The organism is Bradyrhizobium sediminis, assembly GCF_018736085.1.
GTDB lineage: Bacteria > Pseudomonadota > Alphaproteobacteria > Rhizobiales > Xanthobacteraceae > Bradyrhizobium > Bradyrhizobium sediminis.
On the sequence record NZ_CP076134.1, the window covers coordinates 4790037 to 4809055 of the forward strand.

The 19019-nt window shown below is 65.1% G+C and carries 20 protein-coding genes; 8 read left to right on the plus strand and 12 right to left on the minus strand.

The window, feature by feature from the left end:
• Positions 1 to 3: 3 nt before the first annotated feature.
• Positions 4 to 261 carry a hypothetical protein gene (locus KMZ29_RS23045; RefSeq protein ID WP_215621352.1) on the minus strand — a complete coding sequence of 86 codons (258 nt, stop codon included), beginning with the start codon at positions 259 to 261 and terminating at the stop codon, positions 4 to 6.
• The gene (locus KMZ29_RS23050) at positions 258 to 1652 is read right to left on the minus strand and encodes a M20 family metallopeptidase (RefSeq protein ID WP_215621353.1); all 1395 of its coding nucleotides are present in this window, start codon (positions 1650 to 1652) and stop codon (positions 258 to 260) included. The genes KMZ29_RS23045 and KMZ29_RS23050 overlap by 4 nt, the downstream gene beginning before the upstream one ends.
• A 188-nt stretch (positions 1653 to 1840) precedes the next feature.
• Here KMZ29_RS23050 and KMZ29_RS23055 point away from each other — a divergent pair, with 188 nt between their 5' ends.
• Complete coding sequence (locus KMZ29_RS23055; protein WP_215621354.1) at positions 1841 to 3229, plus strand: LLM class flavin-dependent oxidoreductase; 1389 nt, start codon at positions 1841 to 1843, stop codon at positions 3227 to 3229.
• A gap of 113 nt (positions 3230 to 3342) precedes the next feature.
• On the opposite strand, the gene KMZ29_RS23060 is transcribed toward KMZ29_RS23055, so the two are convergent.
• From KMZ29_RS23060 to KMZ29_RS23070, 3 genes are all read right to left on the minus strand, one after another.
• Positions 3343 to 5001 (minus strand): thiamine pyrophosphate-binding protein, encoded by a 1659-nt coding sequence (locus tag KMZ29_RS23060; RefSeq protein WP_215621355.1) that lies wholly within the window; start codon positions 4999 to 5001, stop codon positions 3343 to 3345.
• 137 nt (positions 5002 to 5138) lie between these two features.
• Positions 5139 to 5621: a GFA family protein gene (locus KMZ29_RS23065; RefSeq protein WP_215621356.1), complete on the minus strand. Its 483-nt coding sequence runs from the start codon at positions 5619 to 5621 to the stop codon at positions 5139 to 5141.
• Between the two features lie 102 nt (positions 5622 to 5723).
• The gene (locus KMZ29_RS23070; protein WP_215621357.1) at positions 5724 to 6851 is read right to left on the minus strand and encodes an alkene reductase; all 1128 of its coding nucleotides are present in this window, start codon (positions 6849 to 6851) and stop codon (positions 5724 to 5726) included.
• A 173-nt stretch (positions 6852 to 7024) separates the two neighbouring features.
• Here KMZ29_RS23070 and KMZ29_RS23075 point away from each other — a divergent pair, with 173 nt between their 5' ends.
• From KMZ29_RS23075 to KMZ29_RS23085, 3 genes are all read left to right on the plus strand, one after another.
• The gene (locus KMZ29_RS23075) at positions 7025 to 7876 is read left to right on the plus strand and encodes an SDR family NAD(P)-dependent oxidoreductase (RefSeq protein ID WP_215621358.1); all 852 of its coding nucleotides are present in this window, start codon (positions 7025 to 7027) and stop codon (positions 7874 to 7876) included.
• Between the two features lie 551 nt (positions 7877 to 8427).
• Positions 8428 to 9696 (plus strand): PQQ-dependent sugar dehydrogenase, encoded by a 1269-nt coding sequence (locus tag KMZ29_RS23080; protein WP_215621359.1) that lies wholly within the window; start codon positions 8428 to 8430, stop codon positions 9694 to 9696.
• A 70-nt stretch (positions 9697 to 9766) separates the two neighbouring features.
• Positions 9767 to 10129, plus strand: coding sequence for a c-type cytochrome (locus KMZ29_RS23085; RefSeq protein ID WP_215621360.1), 363 nt, complete (start codon positions 9767 to 9769; stop codon positions 10127 to 10129).
• 216 nt (positions 10130 to 10345) lie between these two features.
• Here the strand turns inward: KMZ29_RS23085 and KMZ29_RS23090 are convergent, their stop codons facing one another.
• From KMZ29_RS23090 to KMZ29_RS23100, 3 genes are all read right to left on the minus strand, one after another.
• On the minus strand, positions 10346 to 10552 hold the full coding sequence (locus tag KMZ29_RS23090; RefSeq protein WP_215603527.1) for a hypothetical protein: 207 nt from the start codon (positions 10550 to 10552) through the stop codon (positions 10346 to 10348).
• Positions 10553 to 10639: 87 nt separating this feature from the next.
• A complete protein-coding gene (locus KMZ29_RS23095) occupies positions 10640 to 11512 on the minus strand; it encodes a type 1 glutamine amidotransferase domain-containing protein (RefSeq protein ID WP_215621361.1) in 873 nt (290 codons plus the stop codon).
• 201 nt (positions 11513 to 11713) lie between these two features.
• Positions 11714 to 12688, minus strand: coding sequence for a quinone oxidoreductase family protein (locus KMZ29_RS23100; RefSeq protein ID WP_215621362.1), 975 nt, complete (start codon positions 12686 to 12688; stop codon positions 11714 to 11716).
• Between the two features lie 377 nt (positions 12689 to 13065).
• Here KMZ29_RS23100 and KMZ29_RS23105 point away from each other — a divergent pair, with 377 nt between their 5' ends.
• A complete protein-coding gene (locus tag KMZ29_RS23105) occupies positions 13066 to 14343 on the plus strand; it encodes a sulfite oxidase (RefSeq protein ID WP_249779769.1) in 1278 nt (425 codons plus the stop codon).
• A complete protein-coding gene (locus KMZ29_RS23110; RefSeq protein ID WP_215621364.1) occupies positions 14343 to 14693 on the plus strand; it encodes a hypothetical protein in 351 nt (116 codons plus the stop codon). Before KMZ29_RS23105 ends, KMZ29_RS23110 begins: the two co-directional genes overlap by 1 nt.
• A gap of 206 nt (positions 14694 to 14899) precedes the next feature.
• Here KMZ29_RS23110 and KMZ29_RS23115 read toward each other — a convergent pair whose 3' ends face one another.
• Both KMZ29_RS23115 and KMZ29_RS23120 read right to left on the minus strand, forming a co-directional pair.
• Complete coding sequence (locus KMZ29_RS23115) at positions 14900 to 15283, minus strand: c-type cytochrome (RefSeq protein ID WP_215621365.1); 384 nt, start codon at positions 15281 to 15283, stop codon at positions 14900 to 14902.
• A 264-nt stretch (positions 15284 to 15547) separates the two neighbouring features.
• Positions 15548 to 15733 carry a hypothetical protein gene (locus tag KMZ29_RS23120; RefSeq protein WP_215606875.1) on the minus strand — a complete coding sequence of 62 codons (186 nt, stop codon included), beginning with the start codon at positions 15731 to 15733 and terminating at the stop codon, positions 15548 to 15550.
• A 178-nt stretch (positions 15734 to 15911) separates the two neighbouring features.
• Here KMZ29_RS23120 and KMZ29_RS23125 point away from each other — a divergent pair, with 178 nt between their 5' ends.
• Positions 15912 to 16571 (plus strand): class I SAM-dependent methyltransferase, encoded by a 660-nt coding sequence (locus tag KMZ29_RS23125; RefSeq protein WP_215621366.1) that lies wholly within the window; start codon positions 15912 to 15914, stop codon positions 16569 to 16571.
• Between the two features lie 128 nt (positions 16572 to 16699).
• Here the strand turns inward: KMZ29_RS23125 and KMZ29_RS23130 are convergent, their stop codons facing one another.
• Both KMZ29_RS23130 and KMZ29_RS23135 read right to left on the minus strand, forming a co-directional pair.
• Positions 16700 to 17182, minus strand: a complete 483-nt coding sequence (locus tag KMZ29_RS23130; protein ID WP_215621367.1) for a GNAT family N-acetyltransferase — start codon at positions 17180 to 17182, stop codon at positions 16700 to 16702.
• A 70-nt stretch (positions 17183 to 17252) separates the two neighbouring features.
• Positions 17253 to 18431 carry a bis-aminopropyl spermidine synthase family protein gene (locus KMZ29_RS23135; RefSeq protein ID WP_215621368.1) on the minus strand — a complete coding sequence of 393 codons (1179 nt, stop codon included), beginning with the start codon at positions 18429 to 18431 and terminating at the stop codon, positions 17253 to 17255.
• A gap of 102 nt (positions 18432 to 18533) precedes the next feature.
• Between KMZ29_RS23135 and speD the strand changes: the two genes are divergently transcribed.
• The gene (gene speD, locus KMZ29_RS23140; RefSeq protein WP_215621369.1) at positions 18534 to 18884 is read left to right on the plus strand and encodes an S-adenosylmethionine decarboxylase; all 351 of its coding nucleotides are present in this window, start codon (positions 18534 to 18536) and stop codon (positions 18882 to 18884) included.
• Positions 18885 to 19019: the final 135 nt, after the last annotated feature.

Below are 19019 nucleotides of genomic sequence, written 5' to 3' on the forward strand. Positions count from 1 at the left end.
GTTTCACAGCAGCCTGGCGCGCACGAACAGCGCCCGAAGCGCATTGGTCGCCTGCACGCTCAACATGGCATTCTCGGCCGCCGCCTCGAGCGCGGCCCTCGCGTCGCCATGCAGCGATTTGAATTCCATCCACTCGACCGTGCTGAGACTGGTGATGAACCCGTAAGCCTGGCCGACGGTCTCGATTGCCACGGCCTTGCCGTTCAGCTTGACCCGGAACGTCGCCTTCAGCCGTGTTTCGGAGGTCGACACGTTGCTCATCGCGGAACTCTGCGGTCGCGCGGCATCTCGCCGAGATCCCAGAACAGGCCGGCCATGATGCCGAGCGCTTCTTCGGTGACCGAGAGGAGAATGTGCTCGTTCGGCGCATGTTGCGAGCAGCCCGGATAGGAGTGCGGCACCCAGATCGTGGGCAGGCCAAGCCCCTCGGAGAACACGTCGTTGGGCAGCGCTCCGCCGAAATTCGGCAGGATCGCGGGCGCCTTTCCGGTGGTCTGCCGGATCGACTCCGCCGCCCAGTTGACCCAGGGGCTGTCGAAATCGGTGCGCGAAGCGGCAAAGCTCTGCGCCGCGCTGACCTCGACCATCGGAAAACCATGGCTGTGCAGATGCGCCCTCACCACCTCAACAATGTTGTCGACCCTGGTGCCGACGACAAAGCGAAGCTGCAGCACGGCGTGGGCCTCGCCCGGAATGGCATTGGCGGGCTTCTCGATATTGCCGGCCGACATCGCCAGCACTTCGAGCGTGTTCCACGCATAGAGCCGTTCGGCGGCCGACAGCCCCTCCTCGCCCCAATTCTCCGATAGCGCCGGCTCATCGGCGGTCGGCTCCACCTTCACATCGGCCAGCGCTACGCGGATCTGGTTGGAAATGCGCGGCGGCTTCAGCTCGTTCAGCAACAGCCGTCCGTGACTATCGACCAGGGTGGCGATCGCGCCGGCAAGAATGGTCGCGGGATTGGCCAGCACGCCGCCCCAGTTGCCGGAATGATGCCCGCCGTCGCGCAGCTTGACGTCGAGGTGAATCCGGATTCCGCCGCGGCAGCCGAGGAAGATGGTCGGGCGATCCGCCGAAAGCCGCGGCCCGTCGGAGGCCAGAAACAGATCGGCCTTGAGTTCTTCACGCAGCGCCTCGCAGACCTGGCGCAAATCCGGCGAGCCGATCTCCTCGCCCGTCTCGACGATGAACTTGGCATTGAAGCCGAGCCGGCCGCCGCGCGCCTCGCGCACGGCGCGGAGCGCCGCCAGATTGATGCTGTGCTGTCCTTTATTGTCGGCGGTGCCGCGGCCGTAAACCCGATTTCCCGATATCGTCGTCCGCCACGGATCCAGATTGTCGCGCCATTCGCCGGCCATGCCGTCGACGACATCGCCATGCCCGTACATCAGAACCGTCGGCGCCGACGCATCCTCGCGATACTCGGCGACGAGGTAAGGACCCTTTCCGGTCGGCGATTCGATCAACCGTGTCGCAAAATCGAGTTGCGCGAATGACGGCTGCAATTCCTGCTCGAGATAGGCGCGCAAAGCATCGCGCTTGCCGGGGTTCTGGCTTTCGGTGGGATAGCCGACCCTGCGATCGAGTTCGGCGATGAATTCGCCGGAATGAAGAGTTTGGCGCGCCCGGTCGATGGCGTCAGTTCTGGTCATGTCTTGCTTTTCCCGGTCGCAGTGCTGTTCGCGTTCGCGGCAACGTAGCGAGATACGGCGCCGATCGGAAGTGGCGCGACGCCGACAATTTGCTTTGCTAAAGCGACCCGGAATGCAACAATTTCAGGTAATGGTCCCGCGTTCGACCGTGCGTTCAGGGGAGACAACGTGCCCAAGGCCCTTCGTTCATGAAAAAACAAATCCGGCTCAACGCCTTCGCCATGAACTGCGTCGCGCATCAGTCGCCGGGGCTGTGGACCCATCCGCGCGACCGCACCACCGAATATAACCGGCTGCCGTACTGGACCGATCTCGCCAGGACGCTGGAGCGCGGCCGGTTCGACGGGCTGTTTCTCGCCGACGTGCTCGGCGTCTACGACGTATTCGGCGGCAGCCCGGATGCGGCGCTGCGCAACGCCACGCAGACGCCGGCCAACGATCCCATGCTGCTGATTTCGGCGATGGCGGCCGTCACCGAAAATCTCGGCTTCGGCGTCACCTCGAACCTGTCCTACGAGCCGCCCTATACGTTTGCGCGGCGGATGTCGACGCTCGACCATTTGACCGAGGGGCGGATCGGCTGGAACGTCGTCACCGGCTATCTCGACAGCGCCGCCAGGGGCGCCGGCAAGGACAAGCAGACCGCGCATGACGACCGCTACGATGTCGCCGATGAATATATGGAGGTGGTCTACAAGCTCTGGGAAGGCAGCTGGGAGGACGACGCGGTGTTGCGCGACCGTATCAGCGGCATCTTCGCCGATCCCGCCAAGGTACACCGCGTCCAGCACGCGGGAAACAATTACCGCGTCGACGCCATTCACCTCTGCGAACCCTCGCCGCAACGCACCCCCGTGCTGTATCAAGCCGGCACCTCGCCGCGCGGAAGGCAGTTCGCGGCGGAACACGCCGAATGCGTGTTCATGTCGGGCCCCTCGGCCAAGATCATCGCGCCCCGCGTCGCCGCCATCCGCGAACTCGCCGCCAAGGCCGGCCGCAACCCGGCCGAAATCCTGATGTTCAGCATGTTCACCATCATTCTCGGCCGCACCGAGGCCGAGGCCAAAGCCAAATACGCCGACTATCGCAGCCACATCAATCCCGAGGGCGCGCTCACGCTGATGTCCGGCTGGACCGGAGTCGATTTCTCGACCTATGATCTCGACCAGCAGGTGCGCCACGTCGAGAACGACGCCGGCCGCACCGCGATGGACAACATCACCCGCGCCGATCCGGACCGGGTCTGGACCGTACGCGAGGTCGCCCAGCATGTCGGCATCGGCGGCATCGGCCCGGTCGCGATCGGCACGCCGGAAAAAGTCGCCGACGAGATCGAAGCCTGGTTCGACCAGACCGATGTCGACGGCCTCAACGTGCCGTTCGCGGTCTCGCCCGGCGATTTCGCTGATATCGCCGACATGCTGGTGCCGGAACTGACCCGGCGCGGACGCTACAAGGGCGCCTACGCCGCGGGCAGCTTGCGCGAAAAACTGTTCGGCGCCGGCCGCGCGCGGCTCAGTGCGCCGCATCCGGCCGTGCAGCACCGCCCTCACTTGCGGGCGAAGGCGGCGGAGTAGACGCGACGAAACCATTCCGGTTTCCGTCATTCCGGGGCGATGCAAAGCATCGAACCCGGAATCTCGAGATTCCGGGTCTGGTCCTTCGGACCATCCCGGAATGACGGGAATTCTCACACCGTGCCGTCCACCACCACCTCGATCAGTTTCGCGCCGGGCCGCGAAATCGCCGATTTCAGCGCGGGCGCGATCGCGCCGGGCTCAGCGACCCGCACCGCTTCCATGCCGAGCGATTTTGCCAGGCCCGTGAAATCCACCTTGGGTTCGACGAAATCCATGCCGACATAGTGATCGTCGCCATGGAACGCCAAGAGCCGCTGCTTGATGATGCGGTAGCCGCCATTATTCACAATCACCACCGTCAGCGGCAGCTTGTGATGCGCCGCGGTCCACAGCGCCTGGATCGAATACATCGCGCTGCCGTCGCCGGAGAAGCACACCACCGGCCGGTCCGGATTGGCGATGCTGACACCGACCGAGGCCGGCAGTCCCCAGCCGATGCCGCCGGAAGCCAGCGCATGATAACCGTAGCGGTCGCGATGCGGGCGCAGCGCCAGGATCTGCCGCGACGACGTCAGTCCCTCGTCGACCAGGATGGCGTTCGCGGGCATCGCCTCGACCACCTGCAGCGCCAGCCAGTCCGGATCGATCGGCGAACGATCCCTGGCTTTGGATATCTGCTCGACCAGCGCCTTGCGCTTCGCCGTCCAGTTCTTCGACGCCAGCGCGGCGATGCCCTGCCTGGCGCGGGCTTGCAGCGCCGCGCCGCCGGCGGCCTTGAGCGCCGGCACCAGCACGCGCAGGGTTTCCCTGACGTCGGCCTTCAGCGCGATCTCGGCGCCGTAATTCTTGGCGAGGTCGCCATCGACCAGGCCGACCTGCACGATCGACATGCCCTCGGGCAGCGGATCGACCTCGCTGTAAACCGACATCCGCAAGGGATCGGCGCCGAGCACGATCATCAGATCATAGGGCGACAGCACCTCGCGGACCTGCTTCTGCAGCCGCGACAGCGCGCCCATGAAGCACGGGCTCTCCGACAGGAAATGCGCGCCGTAGGGCGTCGAGCACTGATAGGCCGCACAGCCGAGCGTCTCAGCCAGCGCAGCCGCCTCCTGCAGCGCGTCGCTTTTGACGATCTCGTCGCCGGCGATGATGACGGGATTTTGCGCTTTCAGGATGCGTTGCGCCAGTGCAGCCAGAGATTCGTCCGACGGCTTCACCCGCGTATCGACGCGGGTCGAGCGGCCGAGTTCGATGCCGGCTTCGGCGTTGAGGATGTCGCCGGGCAGAGAGATGAACACCGGCCCGGTCGGCGGCGTGGTCGCGATCTTGGCGGCGCGGCGCACGACCCGCGGCAGGTCCTCCAGCCGGGTCACCTCGACCGCCCACTTCACCACCGGTTCCGCCATCTGCACCAGCGGTCCGTACAGCACCGGCTCCATCAGCCCATGGCCCTGCTCCTGCTGGCCGGCGGTCAGGATCATCGGCGTGCCGGTGAAGCTCGCATTGAACAGCGAGCCCATCGCATTGCCGAGCCCGGGCGCGACATGGACGTTGCAGGCGACGAGCTTACCCGAGGCGCGGCTGAAGCCATCAGCAATGGCGACCACCAGGCTTTCCTGCATCGCCATCACATAGGTGAGGTCGGGATGATCCTTCAGGGCGTGCATGATCGGCAGTTCGGTGGTGCCGGGATTGCCGAATAGATGCGTGATGCCCTCGTCCTTGAGCAGTGCCAGGAACGCCGAGCGCCCGGTGATACGATTCATGAAAACCCTCCCCCTTCCCGCGGCCGTTACCGTCGGGGTTTTTGCATCATGGCCGATCCGGAATGACGGAGGCAATGGAGCGCGGTCATGGCTGCCCTGCGTCGCCAGACTCGACATCACGCGCCCGCCGTTCCAGCTCAGAACATCCCCTCGGGCTCAACGCGCTTCTTCTTTTTCGAACGCTGCCAGACCACGCCGGGAAACCCCTTCAGCGGCACCAGCGGCTCGCCGGTGTAAGCCCACTCCTGCAATTCTTCGATCGCGATATGGTAGAGCGGCTGCCGGCCGGTGCGGCCCGAGAACAGCGCGCGCGGGATGTTGACCATATGCGGCGAGCGCGCGCGCTCGTAAAACAGCGGCGTGCCGCAGTTCGTGCAGAAGCCGCGCACGGTCTTGGTCGCCTGGTCCTCGAAGCGCGCGATGGTCGCCTTGCCCTTGGTCACCCGAAAGCGCTTGCGCCAGCTGCCGACATAGGTCGCATAGGCCGCGCCATGCGCGCGCCGGGATGCCGCCGAATGATCATGCCAGGCCCAGCGCGCCGGCGTGTCGATTTCGAAGGCCACCTTGCCGCACAGGCATTGGCCGGCGGCGATTCCGACTGGTTTAGCCTCTTTCGCCATTCGCGCCTTCCCCTCCACCGTCATTGCGAGGAGCGAAAGCGACGAAGCAATCCATTCTTGCTTTGTGGCGCGATGGATTGCTTCGCTTCGCTCGCAATGACGTTAGGCCTTCTCCAGTTCCCCATACACCGGATAATCCGTGTAGCCCGCGGCCTCGCCGCCGTAGAAGGTGGCGCGGTTGTAGGGCGTCAGCGGCAACCCTTCGCGCAGGCGGCGCGGCAAATCGGGGTTCGAAATGAAGATGCGGCCGAACGCGACGGCGTCGGCATGGCCGGCTGATATCGCCGCATCCGCTGTCTCGCCGGTGAAGCCGCCGGCCGCGATCAGGATGCCCTTCCAGATCGGACGGAACAGCATCATCGCGGAGGGCACGTTCTGCCAATTGACCTCGGCGCGGCCCGCACCGCTCGAGCGCGGCTCGATGAAATGCAGATAGGCGAGCCCGAGCGGATTGAGCGACTGGACGACATGGGTATAGAGCGGCATCGGGTCCGGCTCGCCGGAATCATTGGCGATGCCATAGGGCGACAGCCGCACGCCGACCCGGTTCGCGCCCCAGACCTCGACCGCGGCTTGCGTGATCTCCAGCAGCAGCCGCGCGCGGTTCTCGATCGATCCGCCATACTGGTCGGTGCGCAGATTGCTGCACGACTGCAGGAATTGCTCGAGCAGATAGCCGTTGGCGCCGTGGATCTCGACGCCGTCGAAGCCGGCCGCCTTGGCGTTGGCGGCGGCCTGCCGGAAGGCCTCGACCACGCCGGCGACTTCGGAGGTCTCCAGCGCCCGCGGCGTCTCATAGGTCGTGACCTTGCCGTCCGCCGTCATGGTCTTCAGGTCAGGCGAGATCGGCACCGCCGAAGGCGCCACCGGCAGCACGCCGCCGGGCTGGAACGAGGAATGCGAGACACGGCCGACATGCCAGAGCTGCAGGAAGATCACGCCACCCTTGGCGTGGACGGCATCGACGACTTCGCGCCATCCCTTGATCTGCGCGTCCGAATAGATGCCGGGCACGCCGGGGCTTCCGAACGCGGTCGCCGCCACCGGCGAGGCCTCGGCGACGATCAGTCCGCCGGCCGTCGCGCGCTGCGCGTAATATTCCACATTCAGCGGCCGCGGCGCCAGCGAGGGCTTTTCCGCCCGCATCCGCGTCAGCGGCGCCATCACGACGCGATGCTGGAGTTGGTAAGGTCCGATCTCGAGCGGTGAAAACAACGACGGAAATTTCATGTTGGCCCCGGATGATGCTGTCGATAGGGCTATGTAGCCGGTTAGCCCCGATCGCAAAAGGCCGGGCGAGGGAGATCGCGACGGTTGAAGACCTCCCATGCGGTTTCGTGCATGGTGGGCCCGCCGCATCGCCATAACTCGTCGCATGCCATCGCCACCTCAGGAGAATGCACGTGCTCCACCCCGCCATATCCCCCAATAATGTCGCCGTGATCACGGGCGGCGCGTCCGGCATCGGCCTTTCCGCCGCGATGCGCTTTGCCGGCATCGGCATGAAAGTCTGCATCGCCGATCTCGGCGGCGACCGGCTCGCGGCGGCGGAAAAGAAACTGGCATCGGCCGCCCGAGGCGGCGCCGCCGACATCATGGCTGTCGCGGTCGATGTCAGCCGCATCGAGCAAGTGTCGGAACTGGAAAGCACGGTGCGCAGGCGGTTCGGCGGCGCCGATATCCTGATGAACAATGCCGGCATCCAGCCGGGCAGCACCATGTTCGGGCCGCTGGAAAACTGGCAGCGCATTCTCGGCGTCAATTTGTGGGGCGTGATCCACGGCTCGCAAGCCTTCGCACCCCACATGATCGAGCGCGGACGGCCGGGCCTCATCATCAACACCGGCTCGAAACAGGGCATCACGACCCCTCCCGGCGATCCCGCCTACAACGTCTCCAAGTCCGGCGTGAAAGCCTTCACCGAGGCGCTGCAGCACGAATTGCGAAATACGGCGGACTGCAGGGTCAGTGCACATCTGTTTATCCCCGGCCACGTCTTCACCGCCCTCACCGCGCGCGGCCGCACCGAAAAACCTGCCGGCGCCTGGACGCCGGAGCAGACCGTCGACTTCATGATCGAGCGCGTGGCGACCGGCGATTTCTATATCCTGTGTCCTGATAACGACGTGCCGCGCAGTCTCGACGAGCGGCGCATTCTCTGGGCCGCCGGCGACGTCGTCGAAAACCGCCCCGCGCTGTCGCGCTGGCATCCGGACTATGCGGAGGCGTTCGCGGCGTTTGTGAAGGGGACTTGAGGTTGTCATTGCCAGGCGATGCTAATCCAAGACCATCATGCCCCGCCAACCGGTCCGGCCCTCGGCCGGCCGGATGACAGGCTCCGGCGGGATCCAGTACGCCGCGGCCTATCGATTTAATCACTGGCGTCTCTGGGATACTGTCATCACCCGCTTTCGCGGGTGATGACAGGCGAAGGATGTGGCGTGCATTCGCACACAAACGCAGTTTCGCGATGGTTTTACGGCTTACTCCGCGCTCTCCTCGGCGACCGGGCTTTCTTGCCACCGTCATCCCTGAGAAGCTTGCTTCTCAGCGTCCACGAACAAGGTCGCGGTGCCTCGCCGGCGCCAATTCGCTTTCCCATTTCATGACACTGAAACGCCGAAGGGAAAATTCATGGGCAGCGTTCCACAAACTCGGCACACGTGCGCCGCACCAGCGCCGCTATTGCGGCGCGATATTTGAAAGTTGCCGTTTGACAATCATGCACGCCGGCGCACTGATAGCGGCATTCCCCCGACAGCGGGTGACCACCCGTTAGAAATGGGGGCATCAAAGGGAGGCATCCATGAAGCTTCGTTTTATGACGACGGTGGCTTTATTGTCACTGGCCGCCTGGCCGGCCGCTGCGCAGCCTGCGCAGCCCGCGCCGAGCGCGCTGGAAACGCTCGGCGCCATGCATCAGACCGGCAGCACGGCCGATTGGCCCGAAATCCCGCAGACCGGTGCGAAAGCCGATCAGGTCAAACAGAATCTCACCAAGATAAAGCTGCCGCCGGGTTTCCACATCTCTCTCTACGCGCTGGTGCCGGACGCCCGCCACATCGCGGTCGGCCCGCAGGGGGTCGCGACCTTCGTGGGCACGCGCAAATCGAAGGTCTGGGTGGTGACCGACCGTGGACGCGGCGGCGTGGGAGACGAGGTGAAGGAGTTCGCGCCGACGCTGCCGAAGAAAATCCCCAACGGCGCCTGCTTCTCGAAGGACGGCTTCCTCTACATCGCCGAGCAGAATCGGGTGCTGGAATATGCGGCGGCCGAGTTCTTCTATGAAAGTAATGACGTCGTCGCCGGCGCCGTCGTCCCGGAAGGCGAGCTGATTCCGAAGGCAGACGAGAGCTACAATCATACGGCGCGAACCTGCCGGATCGGGCCGGACAACAAGCTCTATATCCAGCTGGGTCAGCCCTACAACGTGCCGACGAAAGAGAAAAATGATGCCTACCGCAAGCTCGGCATCGGCGGCATCATCCGCATGGACCGCGACGGCAAGAATCGCGAAGTCTACGCGATCGGGCTGCGCAACCCCGTCGGCATGGACTTCAATCCGAAGGACAAGTCGCTCTGGACCAACGACAACCAGGTCGACGGCATGGGCGACGATATTCCCGCCGGCGAGATGAACCGCATCACCGCCGTGGGCCAGGATTTCGGCTTCCCGTGGTACGGCGGCGGTCGCACGCGCACCAACGAATACAAGACCGATACCCCGCCGGCCAACGTGATTTTCCCCGAAGTGGAACAAGTCGCGCACGCGGCGGACCTCGGCCTCATGTTCTACACCGGCACCATGTTTCCGAAGAAATACCAGGGCGCGATCTTCTCGACACAACACGGCTCGTGGAATCGAACCGTGCCGGTCGGCGCTCGGCTGATGGTGACCTTTCTCAAGGAGGATGGCCACGTCGCAGGCAAGTCCGAGCCGTTCGCCGAAGGGTGGAACGACAAAGGCTATTACCTCGGCCGTCCGGTCGACGTGGCGCAGTTGCACGACGGCTCGCTGATCGTCTCGGACGATCTGGTCGGCGCGCTCTATCGCATCTGGTACGACGGCAAGTAAACTGAGCCGGTTGATGGCCCCCCACACATGGGGGCCATCAGCTTCCTTCGTCCAGGCTCAATGAGGATTCATGGTGATTCCTGCGCATCCCCGGGTGGCGCGGCTCGTCGTCTGCCTGTTGGCATCGGCCTGCCTTCTCGCAGCCAGCGGCAACCCGTGCCGTGCCGGCGACGTCAAAGCCGGCCGCGCCAAGGCGCTGATCTGCCAGGCCTGTCATGGCCTCGATGGCCTCTCCAAGACCCCCGACGCGCCGAACATCGCCGGCCAGACCGAACCCTATTTGATCACGCAGCTGCAGGCGTTCAAATCCGGCGGGCGCAAGAACGACGCGATGTCGGTGGTCGTACCGTCGCTGTCGGACAAGGACATCGAGGATCTCGCCGCCTATTTTTCCGCGATCGAGATCAGCATCGGAAAACTGCCGGGCCAATAGCCGGCATCCGGATTTCGCCGGGCGTTTTCGGCGTCTGCAAAGGGCAGTGCGCTATCGCTCTCAGCGTCGTCCTTGCGAACGCAGGGAGGCGACGGTTATGCGAAAGGTGTCTGCCTCCATGGCAAAACGATAGGCCGCGGCGCATGGGTCCCAGCGTTCGCAGGGACGATGATGCAGGGTGGCATTCCGCGCGCCGCAAAAACAGCGCAGCATTGCTCACAGCGTCTCTTGCTTGTGCCCGCATTGCTTGCAGGCGAATTTGACGCGGGTGGCGCCCTTTTCCGCCGAGATGCGGTTCGGCGCGCCGCATTTGCCGCACGTGGTCTCGATGCGGGTGTTGCCCTGCTTCACGACCAGCGTCTTGCGCGCCATGGTTTCGCGGATCAGGCGCTCGGCCTCCTCGCGCATCGCTTGCTTGTCCATCCGCTTCCGCCTGTCATGACTACCGAAGCAGCCTTATAACAGCGCACTTTGCCAGCGTAAGCCAGAAATGTCGCCTTCGCCGCCGATTCAAGCGGCCCTGTGTTGCTGCTTCAGCATGCCGGCAAAGGTATTCGCGAAGGTGTGAACATCGCCCGGCCATCTTGCCGAGACGTAATTGCGATCCCGGACGACAAAGGCCGGCGTCGCATTGTCGTTTGAATCGCGCTGCAGGCCCGACGTCTTCCGGCGAAAGTGCGGATCGGTGCGGGGCACGTCGCGGAAATCCTCCGGGCGCGCCAGCGCGCGCGTGACTTCCTGCTGCACCGACATAAAGCCCTTCGGCTGCCCGCTTTGCTCCAGATAGGTCCGGTAGTAATCGGGATCCCAGAACCGCGTAATGCGTCCGACCGACCAGGCGCTGTTCTCGAACGCCCAGGTCAGAGCGGTGGTCTGATATCCCCGGAGAACCGAGTGCCCGGTCCGCTTCGAGCGACTGCGCGCCGCCAGCAACACGCCGTGGCAGATCGCCGCCACCGGCTTTTCCTCATCGAAGAAATGGGCGACAATATCATGCAGAATTTCGCTTTCGAGGTAATCGCGCATGCCTCGCGCGCGATGCCCACCGGGTAACAGCAGCCCGTCGTAATTTGCGGGATCGACGGCATCCCAACGCTGCGGCGCCAGATAGTTTTGGTCCGCGATCATTTCGGCGTAGGCCTCGCGCGCGTCGCGGTTGGCGCGCATCAGAAGCCCGATCAGGGGAAGATTCCGCAACAGCGGAATGGCGCCCCAGGGATCGAGCCCCCTCCCCGTCAGCATCATGTCGTCGGCGACAGCGGGCCGTCCGTCCGGCGTCGCAAAATGGACCGCGTGTCCGGCGCTCGCGAGCACCCGCCAGCTCACCGCAGCTTCGCTCGGATCGAAATCCCGCGCCGGCAACAGGACAAGAACGCGCGCCATCAACCCGTCTCCGCACCAGCGGCAAGCGGCGGGCAAGCTGTGCCCGCCGCTTGCCGCTACGTCATTGCGAGGAGCGTAGCGACGAAGCAATCCAGTTTGCCTATGTGAAGGCTGGATTGCTTCGCGGAGCCTGTCATCGGGCGGCGCTTCGCGCCGACCCGTTGGCTCGCAATGACGGCCTCAACACCGTCCGCCAGCCCCTCACACCGTCAACACCGTCGATCCCGTGGTCTTGCGGGCGGCGAGGTCGGCATGGGCCCTGGCCGCGTCCTTCAGCGGGTAGGTCTGGTGCACCTCGATCTTGACCGCGCCCGATTTCACCACGTCGAACAGCTCGTTCGCCATCGCGACCAGGTTTTCGCGCTTGGCGGCGTAGGTGGCAAGCGTCGGGCGGGTGACGAAGAGCGAACCCTTCGCGGCGAGGATGCCGAGGTTGAGCGGCTCGACGCTGCCGGAGGACTGCCCGAACAGGGCGGCGACGCCGAGCGGCGCCAGGCAGTCGAGCGATTTCAAAAACGTGTCCTTGCCGACGGAGTCGTACACCACAGGCACCTTCTTGCCGCCGGTGATCTCGTCGACGCGTTTGACGAAATCCTCGCGGGTGTAGACGATGGTGTGGGCGCAGCCATGGGCCTTGGCGAGCTTGGCCTTTTCATCGCTGCCGACGGTGCCGATCACGGTGGCGCCGAGGTGCTTGGCCCACTGGCTGAGGATCAGGCCGACGCCGCCGGCCGCGGCATGCAGCAGGATGGTGTCGCCGGCCTTCACCCGATAGGTCTGGCGGATCAGATATTGCGTGGTCAGTCCCTTCAGCATCATGGCGGCGGCGGTCTTGTCGTCGATGCCGTCGGGCAGCTTCAGCAGCCGATCGGCCGGGATCAGCCGCGCCTCGGCATAGGCGCCGATCGGCGCGGCGCCATAGGCGACGCGGTCGCCGGGTTTCAGATCGGTGACGCCGGCGCCGACCTCCTCGACCACGCCGGCCGCCTCGCCGCCGAGGCCGCTCGGCAGCTGCGCCGGATAGAGGCCGGAGCGGATATAGATGTCGACGAAGTTGAGGCCCACCGCGGTGTGACGGATGCGCGCCTCGCCGGGACCGGGCTTGCCGACCTGGACTTCCTCCCAGGCCAGAACTTCGGGACCGCCGGTTTTGTGGAAGCGGATGGCGTGCGTCATGGAGTTACTCCTTGGGGTGGGATGATGCGCCGAAGACGACAGGACGGTCCGTTGCGGACAGCCTGCAAAGCGCGCGAATGGTTGTCTTGATGGTGTTGCGGTGTTCGGTTTCCGCCCACGGCGGCGGCACGGATGGCGCAGTCGATCCGCATGGCCGCCATGGGCATTCCCTGGGTTTCGTTCTTGGCGGCCTTCGATGCCGCGGCGCAAATCTGCCGCCGACGGGCGGCAAGCGCAAGGGCGGAGCGGGCCAACCGGCCGGGTAGCGGGCCTGCATCGGCCTTGCGGAGAGGCCCCAAACCGCCAATACTCGGCATCAAAGTTGGCGTTCCGGGGCAACCGGACCACGAACCAACAATGCGAAGGGGAGGATGATCATGACGCAGCAGAGCGGGAGCAGTTTTTCCACCAGCCGGCGCGGATTTCTGGGCAGTACGGGCCTGGCGGCCATGGGAGCGATCCTTGGCGGCAGCCTGCCGATATCCGGCGACGGCGGCGGCATTCCGGCCGCCCACGCGCAAGGCGCGGCCGCGCCCGCCGCGCCGAAAGGGCCGCAATATCTGAAATTCCCCGGCAAGAGCGACAAGCTCGTCGTGCTCGGCGAAAAGCCGCTGGTCGCCGAGACGCCGGAAAGCTTGCTCGACGACGACACCACGCCGATCGACAAATTCTATATCCGCAACAACGGGCAGATCCCCGAAGAGACGAAGAATCCCGACGCCTGGAAGATCACCATCGACGGCGAGGTCAACAACAAGCTCGAGATCACGCTCGGGGAACTGAAATCGAAATACAAGGCAGTGACGCGGCGCATGGTGCTGGAATGCGGCGGCAACGGCCGCGCCGGCTTCTCGCCGCCGGCGCGCGGCAACCAGTGGACCAATGGCGGCGCGGGCTGCGCGGAATGGACCGGCGTGCCGCTGGCCGAGGTGCTGAAGGCCGCAGGCCTGAAGAAGACCGCGACATATACCGCGCATTATGCCGCCGACCTGCATCTGTCGGGCGACGCCAAAAAGCCGAGCCTGTCGCGCGGCGTGCGCATCGAGAAGGCGATGGACTCTCACACCATGATCGTGTGGGCCATGAACGGCCAGCCGCTGCCCAACATCCATGGCGGGCCGGTGCGGCTGATCGTGCCGGGCTGGGCGGGCTCCGCGTCGCAAAAATGGCTGACGCGCATCACCATCCGCGACAAGGAGCATGACGGCCCCGGCATGACCGAATTCTCCTATCGCGTCGCCATCAAGCCGATGGTGCCCGGCGACAAGGCCGATCCGAAGAACTTCCGCATCCTGGAATCGATGCCGGTGCGCTCGATCATCACCAATCCGGCCAACGGCGCCAAGTTCGCGGCCGGAACCAAGGAACTGAAACTGCGCGGCGCGTCGTGGGCCGGCGATCTCACTGTCAAGCAGATCGACGTCTCGACCGATTTCGGCGCCAGCTGGCAGCGCGCCAAGCTGGAAAAGCCGAAGAACAAATACGACTGGCAGCGTTGGACCGCGACCGTGAAGCTGCCCTCCGACGGCTATTTCGAGATCTGGACGCGCGCCACCGATTCCAAGGGCGCGATGCAGCCGCACCAGGCCGGCTTCTGGAATCCGCAAGGCTACGGCGGCAACGCCATGCACCGCATCGCGGTGCTGGTGGGCTGATGCTGCGATTCGTAATGGCGGCGATGGCGGGCCTGCTGTGGATGGCGCCCGCGACAGCGCAATCGACCTTCACGCCGCGCGACGAGAGTCCGGAGGAGTTTGCCGAAGGCAGCGGCCGCGACCAGACCTTCTACACCTGCACCGCCTGCCACGGCTTCAAGCTGGTGGCGCAGCAGGGCATGACGCGGGCGCAGTGGGACGATTCGATCAGCCTGATGATCCGCCGCCACAACATGCCCGCGCTCGACGACAAGGACCGCGACGCGGTGCTGGGCTATCTGGAGGCGGCCTATCCGCCGCGCGCACCGGCCGCAGGCCGCGGCGGCTGGCAGAACCCGTTCGCGAAGTAAGAGGGGGCCGGCGGAGCCGACCCCCTTTCCGGGTCCGATTGAATCAGAACTCTGGTCATCTTTTCTTGACGCGTTTTCTTCACGCGAACCGGCGCCCACTTCGCTCGAAAACGCTACCGTTTCTTGACGCGTTTTCTTCACGCGAACCGGCGCCCACCCCGCATCAAGTGCGGGGCAGGCTTTCGCTCGAAAACGCTTTTTGGATTCTATTTCTTCTTGCCGTCGGCGTCGTACTGCTTGAGGAAGGCGATCAGGTCGCTGGTCTTCTGCTCGTCCTTCAGGCCGGCATAGACCATCTTGGTGCCCGGGACTTTCGCCTTGGGGTCCTTGATGTATTCGCGGAAGGTGGCCTCATCCCAGGTGATCCCGGAGTCCTTGTTGGCGGCTGAATAGGAATAGCCGGCGACGCTGCCCGCCTTGCGGCCGATGATGCCGTTGAGGACCGGCCCGACGACGTTCTTTGCGGTCTCGCCGACCTGGTGGCAGGCCTTGCACACGGCAAAGACCTTCTCGCCGGCAGCGGCGTCCTGCGCGCTGGCTTCGCCGGCGCCGGCGACCGCCAAAAGTGCAACGAAAACAACTCCTCGCATCCTGTTCTCCTGTTTGAGTGGCCCTTCGGACCGGGAAATCCTTGGCTGATCAGGGCCACGCGGTCGATCCGACTTTCGGATTGCCGGCAGACCGGCATCCCTCGGGCACCACATACCATCAAAGTGCCGCCCGCGTCGATCATGCGGGCCTGATCCCGCGGCGGCTAGCCGGATTGTCGCGCGCTTGATCCGTCAGTTCGCCGCGCGCGGGTTCGCCCGGCGGACTGATCGGCCCGGGCAAGTCGGGTGGCTTAACGAAATGACTTAATGGGCCCGCGGCGCTTCGCCGGCGGTACGGACCAGCCGGTCTGCCTTCTTGAGAACGTAAGTGTTCTCGGGCTGCTCCCTGGCCAGGAAGGTGATGGCGACGAAGGCCGCGCAGAACATCAGGCCGACCAGCATGATGCGGCGGTGGGTGTGCTTATCGGCGTTGTGCATGGAAGCGGACATGGAACCATCCATACAATGCCACGCACCCGCCGCAATCGAAGTTCCGATTTAACCTAACTCATGAAGGTTATCGGACCCCGCAACTTTCCGAAAATTGTCGTCAATGTAGCGGTTTGCGCCCGTGAAGCGTAAATATGCCCGCGCGGAGGAAGCCACGTTTGAACGGACAGGCCGGGTCATGACAAGCGGAGGGCCGCAGGATACAGCCCACCCGAAGCGGCGTTCGCCGAAGGCGAAGCATCCGCTGGATTCCGCCTTCGACTTCGTCAACGGCGCGGTCGGCTATCGCTTCCGGTCCGGCGCTTCCCGCCGCGACGCGCTGGCGCGGGCCGCCGGATTCGGCAAAGGCGCCGTGCCGACCATCATCGACGCCACCGCCGGACTCGGCCGCGACGCTTTTCTGCTCGCCACCCTGGGCGCGCAGGTCACCCTGCTGGAGCGCTCGCCGGAAGTCCACGGCCTCTTGCGCGACGCGCTGGCGCGGGCGGCCGCGAAGAGCCCCGAACTCGCCGCGGTGGTGGCGCGGATGACGTTGATGCAGGGCGATGCCCGCGATCTATTGCCAGGCCTGCGGGCGGACACGGTGATCGTCGATCCCATGCATCCGCCGCGCACCAATTCGGCTGTTGTGAAACAGCAGATGCGGCTGCTGCGCGAAATGGTCGGCGCCGACCCCGACGCGCTGGAACTGATGCAGGCGGCCTTGGCCGCCGACTGCAGGCGCGTGGTGCTGAAATGGCCGCAGCGCGCAGCGCCGCTGCAGGGGCTGCGCAAGCCGTCGCATTCCATCGCCGGCAAGACGGTACGCTATGACGTGTTCATGATGATGGGGCGGTAGGATACCAACACCGTCATTGCGAGCCAACGGGTCGCGCGAACGCGCGCCCGATGACAGGCTCCGCGAAGCAATCCAGCTTTCGCGCAACCTGCGCTATGGATTGCTTCGCTACGCTCGCAATGACGATCTCAAGACCCGCTCTTCTCCCTATCGAGCGCCTTCTCGTAATAGATCTGGGTCGGCAGGAAGCCGACACGCGTCAGCACCGACTTCATGCGCTCGTTGTCGGCGCGGGTGCGGAACACCACCTTGTCCAGTCCCTGTTTGCGGCAATGGTCGAACACCGCGTTGACCAGCGCCGATACCACGCCGCCGCCGCGCTGCGACGGCGCGACATAGATGCTGTGGAAGTCGGCGTATCTTTCCTTGGTGATGAAGTTCTGCCGCTGGCTGACATTGGCCCAGCCGACCAGTTCGCCCCCGCTGTCGGCGACGAAGGTGGCGGCGTCCTTGTTGGCCATCAACTGCTTCAGCTTCTTGACGTAGAAGCGGGTGTCGGTGATCGGATCGTCGGGAAACGAGATCTTGGCGATCTCGCCCTCGAACACGGCCACCGTTTCGAGATCCTTTTCCTCGAGCGGACGCAGGCGGAAGTTTGGTTTGTCAGACATTGGTCCTATCCATGCAATTCATATCCATTGGCGCGCCGGCGCCGAACTCAACCGGCAGTGGACGCGCCGTTCATGACGGCCGGCCCGACTGCCGGCGGAACACGTGCCCGCCGCAGTGGCTGCATCCCCTCGCCTTCGCCTCATCGATGGTGGCGGGTATGCCGTCCTGTCCGAGCACGATCTCCTTGCCGCAGCCGGCGCAGGCATAGACGCGCTGGCGCGGATTGACCTCGGCGGTATATAGCGCGCCGCTGAAGTCCGGCAACTCGGCCGCCGCCTCGCCGGCGTGCACGAGTTCGATCAGCTGGCCGAGATTGCCGAGCACGCTCGCGCCAGCATAGCGGTTGAAGTTCGGCCACACCGCCCGCACCGCGAGGCCGAGCTCGACGAACACTTTCTGCAAGTCCAGCGTCTGCGACGGCGGCCAGTGCGCGAACGAGAAGAAGCAATGGCCGTCGGCCTGCGCCGTCAGCGCCTCGCAGCCGCGGGCGAGAAACAGCCGCGCGCCTTCCAGCGTATAGGGCGGGTCGGTCTCGATCGCGTCGAATGAACGCCGCAAGGCGGCCGGCAACGGCCGGCGCAGATCGTGATGCACGGTCTCAATCGCCAGTCCTTCGCGCGCGGCGGCATCGCGCAGAAATGCCAGCCGCCGCTCGTCGGCGTCGATCACGGTAACGCCGCGGGTCAGATCGGCTTTGGTCAGGTCGTTTTGGCGCAGCGCGCGGCCGAGCAGGCCGATCGCGATCGAGACCGAATCGTCGTCGCCGAGCAGCAGCACGCGTTTGCCTTCGAGCGCGCCATTCTGCAGCATCAACAGCGCCCGGCGCATCGCGGTGTCGGGGCTGCAGGGCGCCTGGTCCAGCGTCACGTCGACCGACGGCGCATGCGTGATGATTTCCGCCAGCCGCGCGACCTCGTCCTGCAGCGAATCCGGAATGACGATGCCATGTCCCGCACATGTGGGGCAGGTGACGTCAATCTGCGTGCGCATGCCGAGATCGCGCTCGACCAGTTCGCGTCCGTCGCCGGTCAGCGTCAGCCCGTGCCGGCGTTCGAGCAGCCCGGCCTTTTCCAGCTCGCGGCGCACGGCGGTGGCGACCGGCAGCGGCAACCGTGCCTCGCGTGCCGCGTCCTGCAGGCGCAGCGGGCCTCCGCGGTAGACCGCGCGCAGCATTGCCGAGACGCCGGACGGTCCCTCACGCAGGCGCGTGGCCTGCGCTATCAGGTCCAGAATCGACGTCGCGGCCATCACTCTTGATCTCGCTGCCAATTCGGCTAACTAGCACACACCCGTATTAAATGCGAGTTGGGCCAGGCATTCGGATCCGGTCCGGACCGAAGGAGCGCTTCGATGCTGATGACCCATATTCTCGCGGAGCTGTACGAGTGCCCTGACGTCATCCACGACGCGCAGGCGCTCGCGGAAGCCGCCAAGAGCGCGGCGCAGTCGGTCGGCGCCACCATCGTCGGCGAATACGAAGTGCGCTACGTCCCGCACGGCCTCACCATCGCGATCTTTCTCGGCGAGTCCCACATCGTGCTGACGACATGGCCGGAGTATCGTTTGCTGCTGGTCGATATCCTCCTGTGCAATCCGCAGATGGACCCGCGCAAAGTCGTCGACCAGATCCAGGCGCAGATCTGCCCGGACGGACAGATGGCCGTGCATGAGATGCCCCGCCGGATCGCCGCGCAGCCCTAGAGACGATGGGAGACACCGCATAGCCGCGCCGCATTGCCGCGGCGGTCTCCGTCCGCGGCCCGTGTGGCGAATGGAACCAGCCTGCCCGATTTCGGCCCGGCCGCGCCGCCATATCGACACCGTCCCGGCGAACTG

Coding starts and splice junctions, on each gene's coding strand:
- KMZ29_RS23045 (WP_215621352.1), bottom strand. CDS start 261: ATGAGCAACGTGTCGACCTCCGAAACACGGCTGAAGGCGACGTTCCGG.
- KMZ29_RS23050 (WP_215621353.1), bottom strand. CDS start 1,652: ATGACCAGAACTGACGCCATCGACCGGGCGCGCCAAACTCTTCATTCC.
- KMZ29_RS23055 (WP_215621354.1), top strand. CDS start 1,841: ATGAAAAAACAAATCCGGCTCAACGCCTTCGCCATGAACTGCGTCGCG.
- KMZ29_RS23060 (WP_215621355.1), bottom strand. CDS start 5,001: ATGAATCGTATCACCGGGCGCTCGGCGTTCCTGGCACTGCTCAAGGAC.
- KMZ29_RS23065 (WP_215621356.1), bottom strand. CDS start 5,621: ATGGCGAAAGAGGCTAAACCAGTCGGAATCGCCGCCGGCCAATGCCTG.
- KMZ29_RS23070 (WP_215621357.1), bottom strand. CDS start 6,851: ATGAAATTTCCGTCGTTGTTTTCACCGCTCGAGATCGGACCTTACCAA.
- KMZ29_RS23080 (WP_215621359.1), top strand. CDS start 8,428: ATGAAGCTTCGTTTTATGACGACGGTGGCTTTATTGTCACTGGCCGCC.
- KMZ29_RS23085 (WP_215621360.1), top strand. CDS start 9,767: ATGGTGATTCCTGCGCATCCCCGGGTGGCGCGGCTCGTCGTCTGCCTG.
- KMZ29_RS23090 (WP_215603527.1), bottom strand. CDS start 10,552: ATGGACAAGCAAGCGATGCGCGAGGAGGCCGAGCGCCTGATCCGCGAA.
- KMZ29_RS23095 (WP_215621361.1), bottom strand. CDS start 11,512: ATGGCGCGCGTTCTTGTCCTGTTGCCGGCGCGGGATTTCGATCCGAGC.
- KMZ29_RS23100 (WP_215621362.1), bottom strand. CDS start 12,688: ATGACGCACGCCATCCGCTTCCACAAAACCGGCGGTCCCGAAGTTCTG.
- KMZ29_RS23105 (WP_249779769.1), top strand. CDS start 13,066: ATGACGCAGCAGAGCGGGAGCAGTTTTTCCACCAGCCGGCGCGGATTT.
- KMZ29_RS23110 (WP_215621364.1), top strand. CDS start 14,343: ATGCTGCGATTCGTAATGGCGGCGATGGCGGGCCTGCTGTGGATGGCG.
- KMZ29_RS23115 (WP_215621365.1), bottom strand. CDS start 15,283: ATGCGAGGAGTTGTTTTCGTTGCACTTTTGGCGGTCGCCGGCGCCGGC.
- KMZ29_RS23120 (WP_215606875.1), bottom strand. CDS start 15,733: ATGTCCGCTTCCATGCACAACGCCGATAAGCACACCCACCGCCGCATC.
- KMZ29_RS23125 (WP_215621366.1), top strand. CDS start 15,912: ATGACAAGCGGAGGGCCGCAGGATACAGCCCACCCGAAGCGGCGTTCG.
- KMZ29_RS23130 (WP_215621367.1), bottom strand. CDS start 17,182: ATGTCTGACAAACCAAACTTCCGCCTGCGTCCGCTCGAGGAAAAGGAT.
- KMZ29_RS23135 (WP_215621368.1), bottom strand. CDS start 18,431: ATGGCCGCGACGTCGATTCTGGACCTGATAGCGCAGGCCACGCGCCTG.
- speD (WP_215621369.1), top strand. CDS start 18,534: ATGCTGATGACCCATATTCTCGCGGAGCTGTACGAGTGCCCTGACGTC.